This window comes from Enterobacter sp. RHBSTW-01064, from assembly GCF_014103035.1.
Taxonomy (GTDB): domain Bacteria; phylum Pseudomonadota; class Gammaproteobacteria; order Enterobacterales; family Enterobacteriaceae; genus Enterobacter; species Enterobacter mori.
In genome coordinates, this window is record NZ_JABXOU010000001.1 from 18,059 (window position 1) to 37,563 (window position 19,505).

Annotated in this window: 17 protein-coding genes; 7 read left to right on the plus strand and 10 right to left on the minus strand. The window is 57.4% G+C overall.

The genetic code is table 11. From position 1 onward, the window contains the following. Both treY and treZ read right to left on the minus strand, forming a co-directional pair. The gene (gene treY / locus HV355_RS00075; RefSeq protein ID WP_182400615.1) at positions 1–2,469 is read right to left on the minus strand and encodes a malto-oligosyltrehalose synthase; all 2,469 of its coding nucleotides are present in this window, start codon (positions 2,467–2,469) and stop codon (positions 1–3) included. Next, complete coding sequence (treZ, locus tag HV355_RS00080; protein WP_182400616.1) at positions 2,466–4,259, minus strand: malto-oligosyltrehalose trehalohydrolase; 1,794 nt, start codon at positions 4,257–4,259, stop codon at positions 2,466–2,468. Before treZ ends, treY begins: the two co-directional genes overlap by 4 nt. 131 nt (positions 4,260–4,390) lie before the next feature. Between treZ and HV355_RS00085 the strand changes: the two genes are divergently transcribed. The 4 genes from HV355_RS00085 (at position 4,391) to HV355_RS00100 (ending at position 7,796) form a co-directional block, all read left to right on the plus strand. Next, a complete protein-coding gene (locus tag HV355_RS00085; protein ID WP_108417439.1) occupies positions 4,391–4,918 on the plus strand; it encodes a GNAT family N-acetyltransferase in 528 nt (175 codons plus the stop codon). 77 nt (positions 4,919–4,995) lie between these two features. After that, positions 4,996–5,754 carry a 5'-nucleotidase, lipoprotein e(P4) family gene (locus HV355_RS00090; protein WP_182400617.1) on the plus strand — a complete coding sequence of 253 codons (759 nt, stop codon included), beginning with the start codon at positions 4,996–4,998 and terminating at the stop codon, positions 5,752–5,754. A gap of 142 nt (positions 5,755–5,896) precedes the next feature. Beyond that, entirely contained in the window at positions 5,897–6,883 is a 987-nt protein-coding gene (locus tag HV355_RS00095; RefSeq protein WP_182400618.1) for an MBL fold metallo-hydrolase, read from the plus strand. 1 nt (position 6,884) lies between these two features. Next, positions 6,885–7,796: a LysR family transcriptional regulator gene (locus tag HV355_RS00100; protein ID WP_182400619.1), complete on the plus strand. Its 912-nt coding sequence runs from the start codon at positions 6,885–6,887 to the stop codon at positions 7,794–7,796. Here HV355_RS00100 and HV355_RS00105 read toward each other — a convergent pair. Then, a complete protein-coding gene (locus HV355_RS00105; RefSeq protein ID WP_126817068.1) occupies positions 7,787–8,671 on the minus strand; it encodes a LysR substrate-binding domain-containing protein in 885 nt (294 codons plus the stop codon). The genes HV355_RS00100 and HV355_RS00105 overlap by 10 nt on opposite strands. Positions 8,672–8,783: 112 nt before the next feature. On the opposite strand from HV355_RS00105, the gene HV355_RS00110 reads away from it, so the two are divergent. From HV355_RS00110 to HV355_RS00120, 3 genes are all read left to right on the plus strand, one after another. Beyond that, positions 8,784–10,271, plus strand: coding sequence for a UbiD family decarboxylase (locus HV355_RS00110; RefSeq protein WP_120158175.1), 1,488 nt, complete (start codon positions 8,784–8,786; stop codon positions 10,269–10,271). A gap of 121 nt (positions 10,272–10,392) precedes the next feature. Beyond that, positions 10,393–10,680 (plus strand): VF530 family protein, encoded by a 288-nt coding sequence (locus tag HV355_RS00115; RefSeq protein ID WP_182400620.1) that lies wholly within the window; start codon positions 10,393–10,395, stop codon positions 10,678–10,680. 7 nt (positions 10,681–10,687) lie between these two features. Then, complete coding sequence (locus HV355_RS00120; RefSeq protein ID WP_182400621.1) at positions 10,688–11,980, plus strand: glycoside hydrolase family 10 protein; 1,293 nt, start codon at positions 10,688–10,690, stop codon at positions 11,978–11,980. A 44-nt stretch (positions 11,981–12,024) separates the two neighbouring features. On the opposite strand, the gene dsbG is transcribed toward HV355_RS00120, so the two are convergent. The 7 genes from dsbG to HV355_RS00155 form a co-directional block, all read right to left on the minus strand. Next, positions 12,025–12,801, minus strand: coding sequence for a thiol:disulfide interchange protein DsbG (gene dsbG, locus HV355_RS00125; protein WP_182400622.1), 777 nt, complete (start codon positions 12,799–12,801; stop codon positions 12,025–12,027). Between the two features lie 41 nt (positions 12,802–12,842). Then, positions 12,843–13,403, minus strand: a complete 561-nt coding sequence (locus HV355_RS00130; protein ID WP_182401203.1) for a sigma-70 family RNA polymerase sigma factor — start codon at positions 13,401–13,403, stop codon at positions 12,843–12,845. Between the two features lie 5 nt (positions 13,404–13,408). Next, positions 13,409–13,822: a hypothetical protein gene (locus tag HV355_RS00135; RefSeq protein WP_182400623.1), complete on the minus strand. Its 414-nt coding sequence runs from the start codon at positions 13,820–13,822 to the stop codon at positions 13,409–13,411. 200 nt (positions 13,823–14,022) lie between these two features. After that, on the minus strand, positions 14,023–15,573 hold the full coding sequence (locus HV355_RS00140; protein ID WP_182400624.1) for a methyl-accepting chemotaxis protein: 1,551 nt from the start codon (positions 15,571–15,573) through the stop codon (positions 14,023–14,025). A gap of 89 nt (positions 15,574–15,662) precedes the next feature. Next, positions 15,663–16,679 (minus strand): LacI family DNA-binding transcriptional regulator, encoded by a 1,017-nt coding sequence (locus HV355_RS00145; protein ID WP_120158179.1) that lies wholly within the window; start codon positions 16,677–16,679, stop codon positions 15,663–15,665. A 28-nt stretch (positions 16,680–16,707) separates the two neighbouring features. Then, positions 16,708–18,114: a sucrose-6-phosphate hydrolase gene (locus HV355_RS00150; protein WP_182400625.1), complete on the minus strand. Its 1,407-nt coding sequence runs from the start codon at positions 18,112–18,114 to the stop codon at positions 16,708–16,710. After that, positions 18,114–19,484, minus strand: a complete 1,371-nt coding sequence (locus tag HV355_RS00155) for a sucrose-specific PTS transporter subunit IIBC (protein WP_010431297.1) — start codon at positions 19,482–19,484, stop codon at positions 18,114–18,116. Before HV355_RS00155 ends, HV355_RS00150 begins: the two co-directional genes overlap by 1 nt. Positions 19,485–19,505 lie beyond the last annotated feature (21 nt).

The following is a 19,505-nucleotide window of genomic DNA, read 5'->3' on the forward strand; positions in this document are numbered from 1 at the left end:
TTATTCGCAGGTAAGCAGAACCAATACACATCCCTTTTCTGACGTTAGATCCAGCGTCTCTTGCAGGACACGGCTTTCACCGCTGAACACATCGCGATAGCGCTTCCCGACCAGCTCTTCGGGTATGGCTACCGAGGTATTGACCCACAGTTTTTCGTTCCCGGTGACATTGAAAACCAGGCGCGGCACAGCAACAATCAGCGCCTCGTCGTCCTTCACGCGCGCATACACAATCAGATGCTCCTCACGCTCACCGGTCACTTTAAGCGGCAGCCAGTCGCCGTAGCGGAACAGCGACGGGTAGTGCGGACGCAGGCGCAGCAGCGTGGCAGTGACATACTGCTTCACGCGTCCGTCCCGCCAGCACTGTTCGTCGTTAAATACCCTGAGGTTCGCCGTACTGAGGTTTTGCACCAGCGCGGCGAAGTCCGGTTCGCGTCGGTTATCCGGGTCAACCAGGCTAAAGTTGAGCGCTTCGCTGCCCTGATAAATATCCGGTACGCCGGGCGCGGTAAGTTTAATCACAGTCTGACTCAGGCTGTTCATCAGGCCCGCGCGTACAAACGGCTGTAAGGTTTCACTGAAATCATGCAGGAACAGCGTGTTGTCGGGCGATAGCAGATGACGAACATAGTCCATCACCACGTTTTCGTAGCTCTCGTTACTGTCTATCCAGTCGGTTCGCTGCTTGGCCTCGCGCAGCGCTTTTTCAATAAAACCGAGGAAACGCGCTTCAAGGGTTTGCAGCCCGTCCCAGTCGTCGGGTGAGAGTGTGGCAGGCCAGACGCCAGCCAGCGCCTGATAAATCATCCAGGTATCAGCGGCGTTCGGCACGGTGCCGTCGTTAAGGAAGCGCACGTGCGTCTGGTTCATCTGCCGCCAGCGGACCAGATTTTCGCCCCACTGCTCGGGCGCTTCGGTCAGCGTGTAAAGGCGCGCCCGGGCATCCTCCCCGCGCTTGGTGTCGTGCGTCGAGGTGCCCAGCAGCGCGTCGGGCTGACGGGCAAGACGGATGCGCATCTCCTGATGGAAACGCGATAGCGAGAAGGCGCGCGGCGTCGGGTCGGCCCCCACTTCATTAAGCGCAAGCTCCAGGTTGTGGCGGAAGAATAGCGTGTCTTCCACGGACTTCGCCATCAGCGGCCCGGTCAACTGCTGGAAACGGGTCCTGAACAGGGTGGCCGCATCGCGGTCACGCTCCGGCAGATCGCCGGTCAGAATACGCACGATCAGGCTTAGCGCGGGTTCTGAAGCGTTCACACTGGCGACAACGCGGCTCAACAGCGTAACGTCAGAAGGCGTTAACCCCTCCGCGGTCCCGTAGGTGCGGTAAACCGGAAAGGCGATAAGCAGTTCGCGTAACGCATGGTGAATATCATCCGTCTGTATCTCAACGCCGTTGTGCTGAGCCAAATCGCGGGCGAGGTTGAGGAGCGTGGTGAATTCCCCTTCGAAGTTGCGGTCGGTCATCAGCCCTTTGGCATCCCGCAGCGCGTTTTGCCGATCGACCGTAACGCCCAGCGTCTCGTTATGGACTTTCTCCAGACGCGCCAGGCTATTGTCATCCACCAACACCTCCGCCAGCGACGCGATGAATTCATACCCCGTCGTGCCGGACACGGGCCACTCAGCCGGGAGCTGTTCTCCCTTCGCGAGGATTTTTTCCACCGTGATGTAACAGTCTGGCCCGGTGGCCTGGCGCAGGCGCTGCAGATACCCCAGCGGATCCGCAAGCCCGTCAATATGGTCAATGCGCAGGCCGTCAACGGTTCCGTCGCGAACCAGCTCGAGGATAAGGCGGTGCGTGTCGTGAAAAACCTGTTCGTCTTCAACCCGGACGCCGACCAGCCCGGTTATCTCAAAGAAGCGTCGCCACGAAAGCTGCTTCGGCGCTTCGCGCCATGACATCAGCCGCCAGCTCTGTGCCTCGTGCAGTTCGGCGATGCTTTTGTTCTCGTCCCAGGTACCCGGGTTAAGCGGATAGGCGGTGTCGTAATAGACCAGCGCGGCCTTATTCGTGACACTGTCACGATGAAGCCTGATTGCCCCCTTCTCCAGCTCCGCCTCAAAGGTATCGCCAAGAAACGGCAGCGTCAGCGGTCTCGACCAGTCGATATCGAAATAACGTGCGTAGCGGCTCTGTTTGCCGTGTTCGATAACGTCTCGCCACCAGCGGTTTTCCAGCGAGGTCGACATATGGTTAGGGACAATATCCAGTATCAGCCCCATGCCAGCCTGCCTGAGCGCCGCGGCCATACGGTTAAAACCGTCTCGCCCGCCTATTGCGGGGTCAATTTCGTTGGGATCGGTGACGTCATAGCCGTGGGTGGAGTCCGTTGTCGCGGTAAAAACAGGTGACGCATAGAGATGGCTAATGCCGAGATCGCGGAAATACGGGATCAGAGCAACCACCCGGTCAAACGTCATGCCATTGCGAAACTGTATGCGGTACGTGGCGGAAGGGATCATAACGCGGCTTCTCCATCAGCAAAGCGAACAACAATACTGTTCGGCGGCAAAACGTCTCCCGTCTCCGGCCAGCTAAAGAGAGTTTCTCCGGCCAGTTCGGGCATTGGGGCAGGTTTTTTGCCAATATTCAGCGCCAGCGACAGCGTCCCCTGCGGGAACTGCCAGCTCACCGCGACCCTGCCGTGCGCCGTATGCAGGATCTTGCCCTCAACGGTTCCGCCCTGGCGCAGCAGCGGGACGATATGGCGATGTCGCAGCGTGAGCAGGCTTCGGGTAAAGCGCAGCCATGATTTTCCCTCCTCCTGCGACGGCTTATCCCAGTCGAGCGTTGAGCGAACAAACGTGTTCAAATCGTTAGGATCGGGGACGGTTTCAGTTTCATCGTGCTCGGCATGGCCGGTAAACTCCTTCGCGCGCCCTTCCCGCACGGCTTTTGCCAACTCGCCATGGAAATCGGTGAAGAACAGAAACGGATGGGTTTCACCGAACTCCTCGCCCATAAACAGCAGCGGGATATGGGGTGAAAGAAGCAGCGTCACCAGCAGCACGCGGGTCTTTTCCGCACCCGCCAGCGTGATGAGCCGCTCCCCCTGGGCGCGATTCCCGGTCTGATCGTGGTTTTGAATAAAATCGACGAAGAACGGTGGCGGCTGGGTGTGGCACTCCACGCCGCGCGATTGACCGGTTTGCAGAGAAATCTCGCCCTGATAGACAAAGCCTTCCGCCAGCGCCCGGGCGAATTTTTTCTCCGGCTCAAAGGCAAAATCCTGGTAGTACGCGTGCGTCTCGCCGGTGGCGAACACGTGGGCGGCATTGTGGAAGTCATCGTTCCACTCAGCGGTGAACAGTGGCGTATTTCCCTGTTCATCGCGCGGATGCAGGAAAATCACGTTTCGGCTGTCTTCCGTGGTCAGGTGAACGTGACGGTGCGGGATCGCCTCGCGGATCTTTTCGGCTATCTCCTCAAGAATATGCGTATCCGAGGTGTCTTTGATCTGATCGATGGCATCAAACCGCAGGCCATCCAGACGATATTCCGTCAGCCAGTAAAGCGGTGCATCGGTGATGTACTGCCTCACCGGCTCGCGCTCGTAAGCGATGCCGTTGCCCCACGGCGTCATCCGATCCGCATCGAAAAATGCGGGCGACAGCAGGGGCAGATAATTCCCTTCCGGGCCGAAGTGGTTGAGCACAATATCCAGCACCACCGAAAGCCCCAGCCCGTGCGCGGCGTCGATAAACGCGTGAAAATCCTCCGGCGTACCGTAGGCGGCGTGCGGAGCGTACAGCAGCACGCCGTCATAGCCCCACCCGCGGGATCCGCCAAACTGAGAGACGGGCATCAGTTCAAGCTGGGTAATTCCGAGCTCTGCCAGATACGGCAGCTTGTCGATGGCCGCCCGGAAGGTTCCCTCCGGGGTAAAGGTGCCAACGTGCAGTTCGTAAATAACCGTCTCTTCCCACGGACGCCCGCTCCAGTCCCAGTTGACTGGCTGATAGCGTCGGGGATCGATCACCACGGAGGGGCCGTTAACGTCCCCCTTTTGCGCGCGCGACGCGGGATCGGGCACCGTCATGCCGTCCTGAAGAACAAACTGATACTCTGCGCCGTGCGCGACGCCGGGCACATCAGCCTGGAACCAGCCGTCGCCGGTTGCCGTCATCGGCACGTCGGTGGCGGCAAGTCGTAGCGTAAGTTCTTTCTGTCCTTCTGCCCAGACGCGAAAACGTACCACGTCATCGGAAATAAACTCAGCACCCCACTGCTTTTGAAATGTTCTGAATTCCATTCCTTGTCCTCGAATGACCGCATTTTACGCGAAACGAAGTACAAGCTTAGTTCAGGATGAAAAGTGTGTTAGCTCAGCGGATTTAACCGCTTCGTCTATTCTTTATGAAATAACTTACTACAGGGAATACTATGCAGATTCGAAAAGGATTAAATACTGACCTCGTACGTCTTGAATGCTGTGACTTTTCTTTCACCATTAGCCATATTGCGCGAGAGCCCTTTATCCACTGTGATTTGCATATTGAAGCCGTCGCCGAGCCCTGGACAAAAACCTATGAGCTCGACATTCAAACCCTTGAAAACCACTGCGTTAACCCGGACGCCATATTTCTTATCGCCGAAACGGATGACGGTGAAATAGCCGGATTTATTACTGCGTCAATCGGCTGGAATAAGTTTATTTCAGTGGATTATATTGCCGTTGAGCGAACAAAACGCAGAACCGGCGCTGCGCAAAAATTGATGGCCGCCGCCCACGTCTGGGCCCGCAGCGTAAACGCGCCGGGATTACGGCTTGAAACACAAAATGTGAACGTCTCTGCCTGTCTGTTTTACCGTCACTACGGGTTTACCCTGGGCGGATACGATCGTTTTCTCTACAACGCCTTACCGGAAAAAGACGAAGTCGCCCTGTTCTGGTATTACATGCTGGTGTAGCAACGCAGCCTTCATATTTCTGTCATTAGATTTCATTACGCTTTCGGGATTTTAACCACGGTGTTGAGGAAAGAAGTGTGAATTCAATGGCTAAGGCATTACTGCTGGCATTACCTGTTTTGAGTGCAACGGCAACGGCAACGGCCGCTGAGCGCGACCTGTGTGAACCCAAAGCGTACGAAATGGCGCTGCGCTATCAGCAGAAATCGGCAGAGATTATGGCTCTTCAGCTGCAGACGTATCGGTTTGCCACCGAGCGTTTCAACGAAAAGGTAAAAGACCTTAAAACGCCTGAAAATTACGCCGTGGTAATGGATCTGGATGAAACAGTACTGGATAACACCCCTCTGCTGGTGCGCGACACGGAGCAGTGTCACGACTATACAAAATGGGACACCTGGAGCGACTGGGAGAAACAGGGAAAACCCGGCTTAATTCCCGGCGCGAAGGCGTTTCTTGACCATGTGAATCAAAGCAATGTCCGTATCTATTATGTCTCGGACCGCATGCAGGAAAATAAAGCCGATACGCTCAGGACGTTAAAAGCCCTGGGACTTCCGCAGGTATCCGATGAAAGCGTGCTTCTGGATACGGTCAGCAAGGAAGAGCGTCGCCAGAGCATCCTCAAAAAGCAGCAGATCGTGATGCTGTTTGGCGACAGCCTGCCGGATTTCGCCGTGCAGTTTAAAAACGAAAAGCCGAGCGAGCAGCAGCGTCAGCTGGTTGAAGCCAGCAAAGCGCACTTCGGCGATGACTGGATTGTGCTACCTAACGCCGCTTATGGCGCTTGGTCGAAAGCCACGCTGGACAGCTGGAACGCCTCCCTGAAAAAATAATATTTTACTGGCCGGGAAAGGCATCGCCCGCCTTACCGGCCCTTCGGTTTACTATCCATCCCATTTATAGGTCCTATCATTATTAGGCAGGTTCTTATAATTTTACGGAGAAGTAAGATGAGCGCTTTCAAAGGAGACTCGTATGCTTACCGTGAAAAAACTTGCTCTGTCCACGCTGATTTCCAGTTCATTGCTTTTCTACCCTGCGCTGCAGGCGTCGGCACAGACGCCCCAGCACGTCGTTAAACAACCGGCGGGCGGATACAGCGTTCAGGTCGGCGATGTGCTTGTCACCTCGTTTACCGACGGGAGCGTCGCGCAGGATCTGCACAAGCTGCTGCGCCGGACAACGCCGCAAAACATTGATGCACTGCTGGCGAAAAATTTCCAGACTAACCCGGCTGAGGTGTCCATCAACGCCTTCCTGATTGCGATGCCCGGACATAAAATTCTGGTGGATACCGGCTCAGGCCAGCTTTTTGGCCCCGGCAACGGCGGACGTCTGATTGAGAGCCTCGCCACGCAGGGAATTAAGCCGCAGGACATTACTGAAGTCCTGCTGACTCACGCCCACTCCGACCATTCTGGCGGCCTGGTAAAAGACGGCAAGGTGGTGTTCAGCAACGCCCGCGTTTTCGTGGGCAAACCGGACATCGACTTTTTCTTTAACGACGACAACCAGAAAAAAACCGGCTACGGCAAGAACTACTTTACCGTCGCGCAGAAGACCTTAAAGCCCTATCTGGACGCCGGCAAGGTCGTGCCGTTTAGCGGCACCTCTGAACTGCTTCCGGGTATTACCGGCACGGTTCATCCAGGACATACGCCGGGTTCAGCGTTTTATACCCTGGAAAGCAAAGGCGAGAAGATCACCTTTGTGGGCGACATTATTCACGCCGCGGCGGTCCAGTTCCCGCAGCCTGACGTGACAATCACCTACGATGAAGATCAGAACAAAGCGACAGGCGTGCGCCAGCACGCGTTTGCGGACTTTGTGAAAAATAAAGATCTGGTGGCCGCGCCCCATCTGCCTTTCCCGGGTATCGGCTACGTGACCAAAGGCGAAAGCAGCGGCTATGCCTGGGTACCGGTAACCTATACCAACCGGGACGCCAGCGGCGCGAAATAAGATGACTCGGGTCACTGAGATGGACATAGACCTGCTCCTGACCCTGGACGCCCTGCTCCAGGACAGGAACATCACCCATGCGGCCATGCGGCTGGGCATCAGCCAGCCGGCGATGTCCGCCCGTCTCGCGCGCCTGCGTTTGCTCTTTGGCGAACCGCTGTTTATTCCCTCCCCGCATGGACGCGGGGTGTTACCCACGCCGAGAGCGGAGGCGCTCAGGCCGCAGGTGGAGAGCGTACTGCGCGGCATCAGCGCGATGTTTGCCCCCACCGCGTTCGAGGCGCAAACCAGCAGCCGGACCTTTGTTATCGCGCTGCATGAAAACCCGGCGCTGATGCTGGGCACCGGGCTGCTTAACCAGGCAGGCGCAGCAGCCCCCGGCGTTCGCCTGCGCTTTGCCCTGCCTCAGATGGCCGAACTGCCGCAGCAGCTGGAAAACGGCGATGTGGATATCTACATCGGCGTGAGCGCGGGAGCCCACGACGGCTGGGTAAGACGCAAACTCATCGACGACGCGTTTGCCACCGCACAGCGCAAAGGCCATCCGCGCGGGACAGGACCGTTAGATCTGGAAAGCTACTGCGCCCTTTCTCATCTGGTAGTGTCATCGGTGGGGGATCCGTTTACCGGCTTTGTCGATCAAACCCTCGCAGGGCTGGGCTACCAGCGGCACGTCGCCATGTCGACGCAGAGCTACGCCGTGGCGCCTGCGCTTGTGGCCGGTACCGACCTGGTGTGCACCCTGCCGGAGCGGATGCTGAAACAGTTTGCCAGCACGCTGGATCTCTTCGCGCCGCCGCTGCCGCTCCAGCCGATTACCATCAACATGTACTGGCACCCGAAAAACAGCCATGATTCAGCGAATATCTGGCTGCGCGAGCAGCTGCTGCTGGCCGCCGGACGTCAGGTGTGATCGAGGGTAAGCAGAAACTTTTTAAGCACCTCTGAGCGGATAATCCGGTGGCAAACCAGCGTCAGCTCGCTCTCCCGCAGCCGGTCGAGGATGTCCACGTAAACCACATTCTCGACGCTCACCGCCTTTGCCGACGCGGGCAGCAGCGCCAGCCCAAACCCCGCCGAGACCAGGCTTATCACGGTGGGCACGTCGGTCGCGTTTTGTACCACGTTCGGCTGAAAACCCGCTCCGCTGCAGGCGTCATAAAAGTACTGTTCCAGCCCCATCCCCTCCGGGTCGCGCAGGGAAATCCATTTTTCATCTTTGACTGATGAAAGCGTCAGCGCGGATGAGCCCGCCAGCGGATGCTGACGATACAGCGCCAGCACCGTTTTCTCGGCGGTGAACGGTCGGCTCTGCAGATCGTCAGGCAGCGTGGGCAAGGGAGCCCGTATGATGGCCACATCCAGCTGATTGCTCTGTACGGCCGCGTAGAGCGTCTGCACATTTCCCGTCACCAGCGACATGGTGATGTCCGGCCAGCGCGTATGCATCTGGCGCAGCGCGGCGGGCAGCCTGCCGTCGAACATCGCGCTCGACACGCACCCCAGGTTTAACACCCCCTGCTCGCCCCTTGCCGTTTGCCTGGCGTCCAGAACCGCCTGCTCGGTCAGGGAGATGGCGAGTCTGGCTTTCAGCAGAAACGCTTCACCAGCGGGAGTCAGGGTCAAGCGGCGGTTCGCCCGGCTAAAAAGCGTCACGCCCAAACGTTCCTCAAGCGCCTTTATCTGCTGACTCAGCGCCGGCTGCGCCATGTTCAGACGCTCAGCGGCCCGGTGCATGTGGAGCTCTTCGGCAACGACGATGAAATGGCGCATCTGACGAAACTGCACGGGACGCCTCCTTTTTTGATATGAATTTACTTATCAATTTAGCAGTAATGATGCAATTGATGCTATTGGTCATTGCCATAAGAATGGAGGTATTCAAACGAGGGAGGAAAATATGGAAAACCCGATCAACGATCTCCGCAGCGCCATCGCCCTGCTTCAGCGCCACGAAGGGCACTATATTGAAACCGATTATCCGGTCGATCCCAACGCGGAGCTGGCGGGGGTCTATCGTCATATCGGCGCGGGCGGTACGGTAAAACGTCCGACCCGTACAGGCCCGGCCATGATGTTCAACAGCGTGAAGGGCTATCCGGGCTCCCGCATTCTGGTGGGCATGCACGCCAGCCGCGATCGCGCGGCGCTCCTTCTGGGCTGCGAGCCTTCTGAACTGGCAAAACACGTCGGGCAGGCGGTGAAAAAACCGGTGGCACCCGTTGTCGTCCCGGCCTCGCAGGCACCCTGTCAGGAGCAGGTTTTCTACGCGGACGATCCTGATTTCGACCTGCGCAAGCTGCTTCCGGCACCGACAAACACGCCAATTGATGCGGGCCCGTTCTTCTGTCTGGGGCTGGTGTTGGCAAGCGATCCTGAAGATAGCTCGCTCACGGATGTCACCATCCACCGTCTCTGCGTCCAGGAGCGCGACGAGCTTTCCATGTTCCTTGCCGCTGGTCGGCATATCGAAGTCTTCCGCAAAAAGGCGGAAGAGGCCGGAAAACCGCTGCCGGTGACGATCAACATGGGGCTCGATCCCGCCATCTATATCGGCGCGTGCTTTGAGGCCCCCACCACGCCGTTTGGCTACAACGAACTGGGCGTCGCCGGGGCGCTGCGCCAGCAGCCGGTCGAACTGGTGCAAGGCGTGGCAGTGAAAGAGAAAGCCATTGCGCGGGCGGAAATCATCATCGAAGGCGAACTGCTTCCGGGCGTGCGCGTAAGAGAAGATCAGCACACCAATACCGGCCACGCGATGCCGGAGTTCCCAGGCTACTGCGGTGAGGCGAACCCCTCCCTGCCGGTGATCAAAGTGAAAGCGGTGACCATGCGTCATCACGCAATCCTGCAAACGCTGGTGGGACCCGGAGAAGAACATACTACGCTGGCCGGTTTGCCAACGGAGGCCAGCATCCGCAATGCCGTTGAGGAGGCGATTCCGGGCTTTCTGCAAAACGTCTATGCGCATACCGCGGGCGGCGGTAAGTTCCTCGGGATATTGCAGGTGAAAAAACGCCAGCCGTCAGACGAAGGACGACAGGGCCAGGCGGCGCTCATAGCCTTAGCCACCTATTCGGAACTGAAAAATATTATTCTTGTCGACGAAGACGTGGATATTTTCGACAGCGACGACATCCTGTGGGCGATGACCACCCGCATGCAGGGAGATGTCAGCATCACGAATATACCGGGGATCCGCGGCCACCAGCTGGATCCGTCGCAGTCGCCGGATTACAGCAACTCAATTCGCGGAAACGGCATTTCCTGCAAGACCATCTTCGACTGCACGGTACCGTGGGCGCTGAAGGACCGCTTCGAGCGCGCGCCGTTTATGGAGGTGGATCCGCGTCCGTGGGCGCCGGAGCTGTTTAAAGATAAAAAATAAACGCTTTTTCTTCACCCCTCAGGGGTGAAGAACCTCACGCTTAAATTGCCGCTTCCCCTGCTTTCTTGTACCCTTTCACCGGAAACCCTTCCCCCATAAACATTGAGATATCCGGACGCCTATGACTGCACACATTTCTAACGATCCTTTACATGGCGTAACGCTGGAGATGATGGTCAACGCCCTGGTGGCGAAATATGGCTGGAGCGAGTTGGGCGAACGAATCAAAATTAACTGTTTCAGAAAAGATCCCAGCGTTAAATCGAGCCTGAAATTTCTGCGCCGCACCCCGTGGGCGCGCGCGGAAGTCGAAGCCCTGTATCTGGACTCCCTCAACGATGAGGTAAGCACAGAACAGGCAGAGCCCGCCTTTAATCCCTGGGCTAACAGTCGGATTATCAAGAGCTAAAACGCAAATGACGCGACACGTAAAACGGATTGGTGCGCTGGCTGCCTGCGCACTTTTACTTGTAAGCTGCTCCTCAAAACCACCCAAATCACTGGTTACCCCTCTGCCGACCGTGAGCAAACCGACGCAGCAGGCAAACGCGCCGATGCGCGGGATCTGGCTGGCGACCGTCTCTCGTCTCGACTGGCCGCCGTTGGCCTCGGTGAATGGCCGCAGCGCGGACCAGCGTATCGCGATGCAGAAGCAGGCGCTGACGGACAAACTCGATAAGCTGAAAAGCCTCGGGATCAACACCGTATTTTTCCAGGTGAAGCCGGACAGCACGGCGCTGTGGTCATCTAAAATCCTGCCCTGGTCGGATACCCTGACGGGAACCATTGGAGAATATCCGGGCTACGATCCGCTCCAGTTTATGCTGGATGAGGCCCACAAGCGCGGCATGAAAGTCCACGCCTGGTTCAATCCATACCGCGTATCCACGAACACCAAACCTTCGACCATTGCCGCGTTAAACCGGACATCGTCACTGCACCCTTCCAGCGTTTACGTACAGCACCCGGAATGGATCCGTACCTCAGGCGATCGTTTCGTCCTCGATCCGGGCATTCCGGAGGTGCGTGACTGGATAACCCAGGTTGTAACAGAAGTAGTGAGGCAATATGCGATAGACGGCGTGCAGTTCGACGACTATTTCTACACAGAAACGCCCGGGTCGACACTGAATGATGCCTACACCTACAGGCGATATGGCGAGGGATTTGCCTCCAAAGCAGACTGGCGACGTCACAATACGCAAGAGTTGATCGTGCAGGTCTCCCGTGCAATTAAACAGGCAAAACCCAACGTTGAGTTTGGTGTGAGCCCGGCGGGTGTCTGGCGCAACCGCTCCTTTGATCCGGCAGGCTCTGACACGCGCGGTGCTGCCGCGTATGATGAATCCTACGCCGACACCCGTAAATGGGTTCAACAGGGGTTGCTGGATTATATCGCGCCGCAGATCTACTGGCCCTTCGCCCGTGACGCCGCGCGCTATGATGTTCTGACCAAATGGTGGGCTGACGTGGTGAAACCGACCCACACCCGCCTTTACATCGGCATCGCGTTTTACAAAGTGGGGGCACCCTCTAAAAATGAACCCGACTGGACGGTTAACGGCGGCGTGCCTGAGCTGAAGAAACAGCTCGATTTGAACGATTCACTGCCCAACGTGAATGGCACCATCCTGTTCCGTGAAGACTATCTCAACCAGCCGCAAACACAGGACGCGGTAAGCTATCTCCGCGGGCGCTGGGGTAGCTGAGAGGGTAAACGCGGGCAGGAACACGCCGTTTCTGCCCGCGCCGATCAGGGTTTCGGCCCGAACATCTCTACCAGCTGTTTCTCGTTCGGCAGTCCCATCACCTGCTGAAGTTCGTTTTCTTCATTCAGATAATAAATCGCCGGAGTGGCATTCCCCCCCAGACTGTCCATTAAGGCCTGATGCTTCTGCAGGATCTCGACGGTTTCACGCGTCGCCGCAGCGTCTGGTTTAGGCAATTTTTTCCCACCGGAAAGCTCGTACTCTTTCCAGGCCGAGACCGGATCTTTCGCATTCAGAATAGCTGAGGCATTACGCCCGCTGTTGGGGTTGAGAAACGCAACCAGCAGCGTGTTGAGCTGAACCTTGCCCGCCTTCACCCACGGCTGCGCTTCGGACCAGAAGGTTTTGCAGTACGGACAGAACGGATCGGCAAAGACAAAGACTTTACGCGGCGCAGCGTCAGCCCCCTCTTTCAGCGGATGTGCTGCATTGAGCTTTTTCCACATTTCACGCCCCATCGGCGCGTAGATCTCTTTCTGGAAATAGGCCTCACTGAGATTTTTCCCCTTTTCATCATACAGATACCCCGAAACCACGTGCTTTCCGTCAGGGGTTAAGAAAAGGGTGACGCCCATGTCCTGGTATTGTCCCAGCCAGGCAGGTGCGCCGCCTGGGGCATCAATCTTCTTGAGGATCTTGATATCCTGCTGCTCACTGAAGTTCTTCACGGCATCAGGCAGCGTCTCTTCCGCTTTGAGCCCCCCAGAAACCATCAGAGCAGCAAGTAACAGCACTTTTTTCTTTGCAGGCAGTTGAAGCATAACGATCCCTCTAACATATTGTTTTTCAGAGTGGTCGAACTTCAATCCCCTGTCAACGCTTCATAGATATCCTGCAGGCGACTACGCAGAAATCGCACGGCCTTGTGCTTGCGGGATAACAACGCCTGCACCGTGTCGCCCGTTTCATCCGCCAGCGCTTTCATGCTGTACCCCTGAAATTCCGTTTTTTCGAATACCTCCCGCTGCGACAGCGGCAGTTCCGACAGGGCTTGCTCGAGTTCTTCCCACAGCAACGATTTAAGATACTCCTCCTCCGGCGTTTGCGGCACGCCGAATAACGTTTCGGCCAACTCCTCTTCGGGGAAATCCTCGTCGTCGTCAGCGGTAAAGTAGCCAGCGAGCGAAACCTCACGCTTTTTCCGCGCCCGGTCGGTCATCTCATTGCGTGCCGCACGAAACAGCCAGGCGGCGACGTTCTCCACCGGCTGTTCCACTTTCATCAGCTGATACGTCACTTCCTGCAGGATATCGTCGGCATCGTCGCGAACCGCCGTTCGCCCGCGAATGAATGCCTTCAGGCGGGTGCGGCAGGCATTAAGCGCCGAGACCAGTAATGATTCACCTGCCTCACCGGCTTTCATATCGTTCACTCTGCTTCCGGTGTTTTCGGCGCATTGTCATCGCGCTTTTCATCACGATGGTCGCACCAGCCACAATGGCCGTGGCGTCCAAACCCAGCGCGACGCTGCTGAATAAAGGCTTCACGCTGTTCCGGCGTCATGTTCATCCAGCGCTCGTGCATCCGGCGGTGTGCGCCGAACATACCAGGCCTGAAGCCTAACCCACCGAACAGAATGCGGCTCAGCAGCAGAATGCCCAGCGCCTGCCAGAAGCCGATGGCTTTCACGCCGAGGATGGCGGGAAGTAATGCGTTCCACAGGGTCATCACCAGCAGGCCGAGCACGATGAAAATCACCGCGCCGATGACTAAACCCTTGCCCATACGGTGGCGACCGAATCCGCGTCCGTGACCTCTGCCGTGCATTTCAAAATCTCTCATGGTGTTTACCTCGTTTACAGTAACTGATTATGGCTTGTGATGAGGTAGACGGATGAGGGCGGGAAATATTGCTGGGGAAAATGAAATAAATACTCTGGCCGCATATTCGCGGTTATTGCCCGGCGGCGCTGACGCTTGCGCGGGCCTACAGGTTTGGTAGGCCGGGTAAGCGTCAGCGCCACCCGGCATATGTCAAAGGCTTACGCCTGCACCGGCAATCTAAAGCTCGAAATACTCCGTGAAAGCTGCTGCGCCTGCTCTTCCAGCGAGGCCGCTGCCGCCGCGGACTGCTGCACCAGCGCCGCGTTCTGCTGGGTCACGCCGTCCATCTCGGTCACCGCCTGGCCGACCTGCCCAATCCCCCGGCTCTGCTCTTCGGAAGCGACGGAAATCTGTTCCATCAGCGTATTCACTTTATTTACCGAAGAAATAATCGAATCAATAACGTCTCCCGAGCGGTTAACCAACTGCGCACCGTTTTTCACGCTGGAAACCGACTGCGCAATCAGGCTCTCGATGTCCTTGGCCGCCACCGCGCTTTTCTGCGCGAGTGTTCGCACTTCGCTGGCAACAACCGCAAAGCCGCGGCCCTGCGAGCCCGCGCGCGCGGCTTCAACCGCCGCGTTGAGCGCCAGAATATTGGTCTGGAAGGCGATGCTGTTAATGACGCTGGTAATATCCTCGATGCGCTTCGAGTTCGCCGCAATGGTGTTCATCGTTTCGATCACTTCGCGGGTCACCGCTTCGCCGGTGTGGGCATTTTTCACCGCATCCTGCACCAGCTTCCCGGCCTGGAATACATTATCGGTATTATTCGCCACCGTCGCGCTCAGCTCTTCCATACTGGCTGCGGTCTGGGTCAGTGCAGATGCCTGTTGTTCGGTGCGTGAAGCCAGGTCGATATTTCCGGAGGCGATCTCTTGCGCCGCGTGAGTGACGGTATGGCTCGCGTCGCGCACCTGGGCGATAGTGGCGAGCAGCGCCTGACGCATCTGTTCCATCGAACCCATCAGGTGATCGATTTCATTCCCGGCGCTGCCCTTCACGGGCACCGGTATGTCCAGCTTGCCCGCCGCAATCTGGCTGCAGTGTTCACGGGCCAGGTTAACCGGCGCGAAGACAAATCGCTTCATCAGCAGGCTGACGGCAATAATCACCAGCACAAACAGGCAGGCGATAACGGCAATCATCACCAGGCCAGAAACAAAGTTGCTGCTCGCATCCTCGTTAAGACTTTTGGCATATTTCTGATGAATGGAAAGGACCTGGTCGAGAACGATCTCGTACTGACGGTCAAGGCGGGAGACTTCCGGGATCAGCGCGTTAAATTTGGCGACATCGTGCGCCTCGGCGGCATCGATCAGCGGAGCCAGCCCCTGGTTGCGGTAGTTTTGCCAGGCATCCTGATAGGCAGCCACCTGCGGGGCTTCATCCGTCAGACGCGGCGAAGCCATAAAGGCCGCAAAGGCGTGGTCCGCTTTGGTCAGCGCCTCTTTCACCGCAGAAAGCTTGGTAGCCTCATCGGCAGTATTGCCCGCTTCCACCATCTTCACGTACTCCATCACCCTGACGCGCAGCGTACGGCTATGGTTGATAGGGTCAATAATGGAGAGCACAACCTGGATCTCTTTGTTCACGTTATCCAGGGAATTATTACTTTTAATGATGAGGCCAACGCTGGTAGCAGTGCTGACAACAAAGAAGAAAAGCAGTGAGAACAGGACAATCAGGGACGACTTCTTCAACGACATAAACCAATACCTCAAGGAAAATTATTCCTTATGGTTATCGGCTGTTCCAAAACTTAAATTAATTAAAGTTATTGATGTATTGGCCGGGGCTATACCGCTGACTTATAGCGCCGCTGAAGGGTAGCATCCAGCTTCCGCTGCACAGGTTGCGGTGCCTCACCGTCGATCAATTTACCAATCAGATCAAAGCAGTGCCACGCCAGCTGGCGGTTATCCTGGCGAATAGTATCAACCGGTATCGTCAGCGAATCATACAAATAATGATCGTCAAAACTGGCTAACCTGATATCACTTTGCAACAGATTATGTTGGCCCATATAGCGCAATACCCCTTCCAGCAGGCCACAAGCGGCGGTAAAGAGGGCTTTAGGCGGACGGCCTAAGCGCGCGCAAAGCTCAGCGAACATCTCGTAGCCGGAGCTCGGGTGATAGTTGCCGTGAATGATCCACTCCGAACGTAGCTCGACGTTGGCCTCACGTAAACCTTGCTTAAAGCCTTCCAGACGGTCCCGCGTCGGGGAAAGCCGTGGCTGCCCGCCGAGGAAATAAAACTCATCAGGATGCTGGCGGGCGATCTCGGCCACCAGTTCCGCCGTGGGGGTAATCGAATCGGTAATGACCAACGGCAGAGAGCTGTCGTTCATATGGCGGTCAAAGAGGACAACGGGCAGCTGCTCGCTCAGTTTCTGGTAGTCCGCATCATTCAGCATGCTGGAGGCCACAATCAGGCCGTCCACCTGGCGCGCCACCATGTTATTGACCACCACGGTCTCCTGCCCCGGATTCTCATCGCTACAGGAAATCAGCAGCTGAACACCCGCCTCGCGGCACAGTGTTTCCAGTTCGTGAGAAAAGACGGCAAAACCGTAGTTGGTGATCTCCGGGACCACCAGACCAATGGTGTGGCTGCGGTTATCACGCAGCGAACGGGCGTGAATGCTCGGCTGATAGTGATGCTCTTTGGCAATTGCCAGAACGCGATCGCGGGTCTCTTCCGCCACCCGAAGCTCTTTGCTGCGTCCGTTCAGTACCAGGCTGGCGGTGGCTTTTGAAACCCCCGCCAGCTCCGCGATGTCTTTAATTGTGACGCGTTTTGTTTTTCTCACAACGACTTAGATCCGGCTGCCAAAACCCCTATTCTATCATGCAGCGGCGCAGCGACCAGTAGCGTAATGTGATGTCGGACGCACCTTCGAAGCACACCTGAGCCGGATGAGCAGGAAAATAGCGGCTGCTCATCACCCCTTCGCCATGATTGATGAAAATCTCAACGCTGGAACGGTCGCACAGAACGCGTAAATGGTTAACGTCACCCAGCCAGTAGCGAGTCAAGGTTTCGCCATTTTTCAGACTGGCGCGTTCAAGACGCAGCCCCTTCTCATCCCAGCGAAGGCGCATCGCGCCGGCAAAATCCACATTCACACACGCCGTTTCCAGCTCAAACTCAAGACTCGTCGCATCCAGAACGGGCGCACCGCGGGCAGCACCCTGCCACTGACATTCGGTCTCGCGCAGCGTTTCCAGTTCACGAACGGGCGTTTGCCACAGCCTGCCGTCGCGATACCGCAGTTCACGCGGGCAGGTCATCTGGTGGATCCAGCCATGGGCCCGCGTCGGCTGGAGCATCTCTTCCCCGTCCGGCACACCCATCCAGCCAATGAGGATACGCCGTCCGTCTTCCGCCAGCGTGGTTTGCGGGGCGTAGAACTCGAACCCGGCGTCCAGTTCATGTAACTCGCCGTGATCAAACGTCGCGCGCTGATAGTCAAACGCCCCGCTCATCCAGGTTGCCGGATAGGTATTGAGGTAGCGATGCGGCTCGCGCGCCAGCCCCTGCGGACAGCAGATCAACACGTGCGTCTCGTCGAGGGCGAACAGGTCCGGGCACTCCCACATATAGCCCGCGTCCGATAGGCCGTTGACGCCGTGACCGGCAATCTCGCCGCAAGGCTGCCAGCGCTGTAAGTCACTGGATGTGAACAGCAGCACTTTGCCGTGCTTTTGCACGTCTTGCGCACCCAGCACCATGTACCACCCCCCGTCGTGTTGCCACACCTTCGGGTCGCGGACGTGTCCGGTATAACCGTCCGGCAGCGGCAGCACCGGGCCCCGTTTTTTAAAGCTTCCGTCCGGTTGTTCGACGGCCAGGCACTGCCAGGCGGTGCGGCTGCCGTCATCAAACTTCACGTTGCCGGTGTAGCACAGCGTCAGTTCGCCGCCGTTGTCCACGGCGCTGCCGGAGTAGCAGCCGTTGCGGTCATATTCTTCATCCGGCATCAGCGCCAGCGGCTCATGCTGCCAGTGCACCAGATCCGCTGAACTCCAGTGTCCCCAGCATTTGTAGCGATGATCGCACTCCAGCGGATTCCACTGATAAAACAGGTGGTAGCGCCCGGCGAACCAGATAAACCCGTTGGGATCGTTCATCAGCCCCGTCACCGGCGCGGCGTGCCACGCGGGGTAATGGCTGTCGGCCAGCGCGCGCGGCTGGCCCTTCATGACGGCCTGCAATATCGCAGGCCAGCGGGAAGCGAAGGTCATTATTCAGAGTCCGTTTTATATTTCAGCAGCAGCGAGACGGTAAACGCCACGCCGAACGCAATCACCATGCCGATAATATAGTTGAGCAGCGAGCTGGCCTGCACAATAGCCATTCCCGGAATAGCTGTCAGGCCAACGGCGGTCATATAGACATGGACCGACACCACCCAGGCACCGCCCACCGCGCCGCCAATCAGCGCGGCGATAAACGGTTTTACAAAGCGCAGGTTGATACCAAAAATGGCCGCTTCGGTGATGCCCAGCATCGCAGAAAACGCCGAGGGTAAGGTAATGGCTTTGATTTTGGCATCTTTGGTCTTGAACCACACCGCCAGACAGGCACCGCCCTGCGCCACGTTCGCCATGGCCCAGATAGGCAGCAGGAAGTTAACACCAATCGACGGGTTACCCAGCAGCCCGGCCTCGATGGCGTGGAAGCTGTGGTGAATACCGGTGATCACAATCACCGAATAAAGCCCACCAAACAGCAGCCCGGCCAGCCAGCCCGCGTGTTCAATGAGCGTGCTCAGGATAAAGGAGATGCCGTCTCCCAGCGCGCGCCCTGCCGGGCCGATAATCAACAGCGCAATAAAGCCGGAGATCACCACGGTCAGGAAAGGCGTCAAAATCAGATCCAGCGCGTCCGGGATCGCGCGGCGCAGATTTTTCTCGACGATGCTCATAAACCAGACGGCCAGCAGCACCGGGAACACCGTGCCCTGATAGCCAATCATGGCGATCTCAAGCCCGAAGAAGTTCATGGTGTGGAAGCCGGACGCCACGCCCCAGGCGTTGGTCAGCGCCGGGTGCGTCAGGATCCCGCCAAGCGTGGCCCCCAGGTAGGGGTTGCCGCCAAATTCGCGTGCGGCGGTGAAGCCAATCAGGATAGGCAGAATGATAAACGCCGCCGAGCTGCACATGTCCAGCATGATGTAGAGCGCGTTGTCCGCGTTAACCCAGCCGTAGGTTTTCACCATCCCGAGCAGCCCCATCAGCAGACCCGAGGCCACAATCGCCGGGATAATCGGCACAAAAATATTGGAGAGCAGACGCGCGATGCGCTGGAACGGGTTGAGCTTGCGCGCCGCGATATCCGCCGCTTCCGACTTGCTGGATTCACTGATACCCGCCGCCTGAATAAACGCCGCGTAAACCTTGTTGACCACGCCCGTGCCAAAAATGACCTGCATCTGCCCGGCGTTACGAAAACAGCCTTTTACACCCTCGACCTTGCCGATAGCCTGCTGATCGGCAAGCGCGTCATCGACCAGCACCAGACGAAGACGCGTTGCGCAGTGGGCGGCGCTGGCGATGTTTTCCTTGCCACCGAGCAGCGGAATAAGCTCGCGGGCGATTTGATTAAAATCCATAGATACCTCTGCCTGACTTCT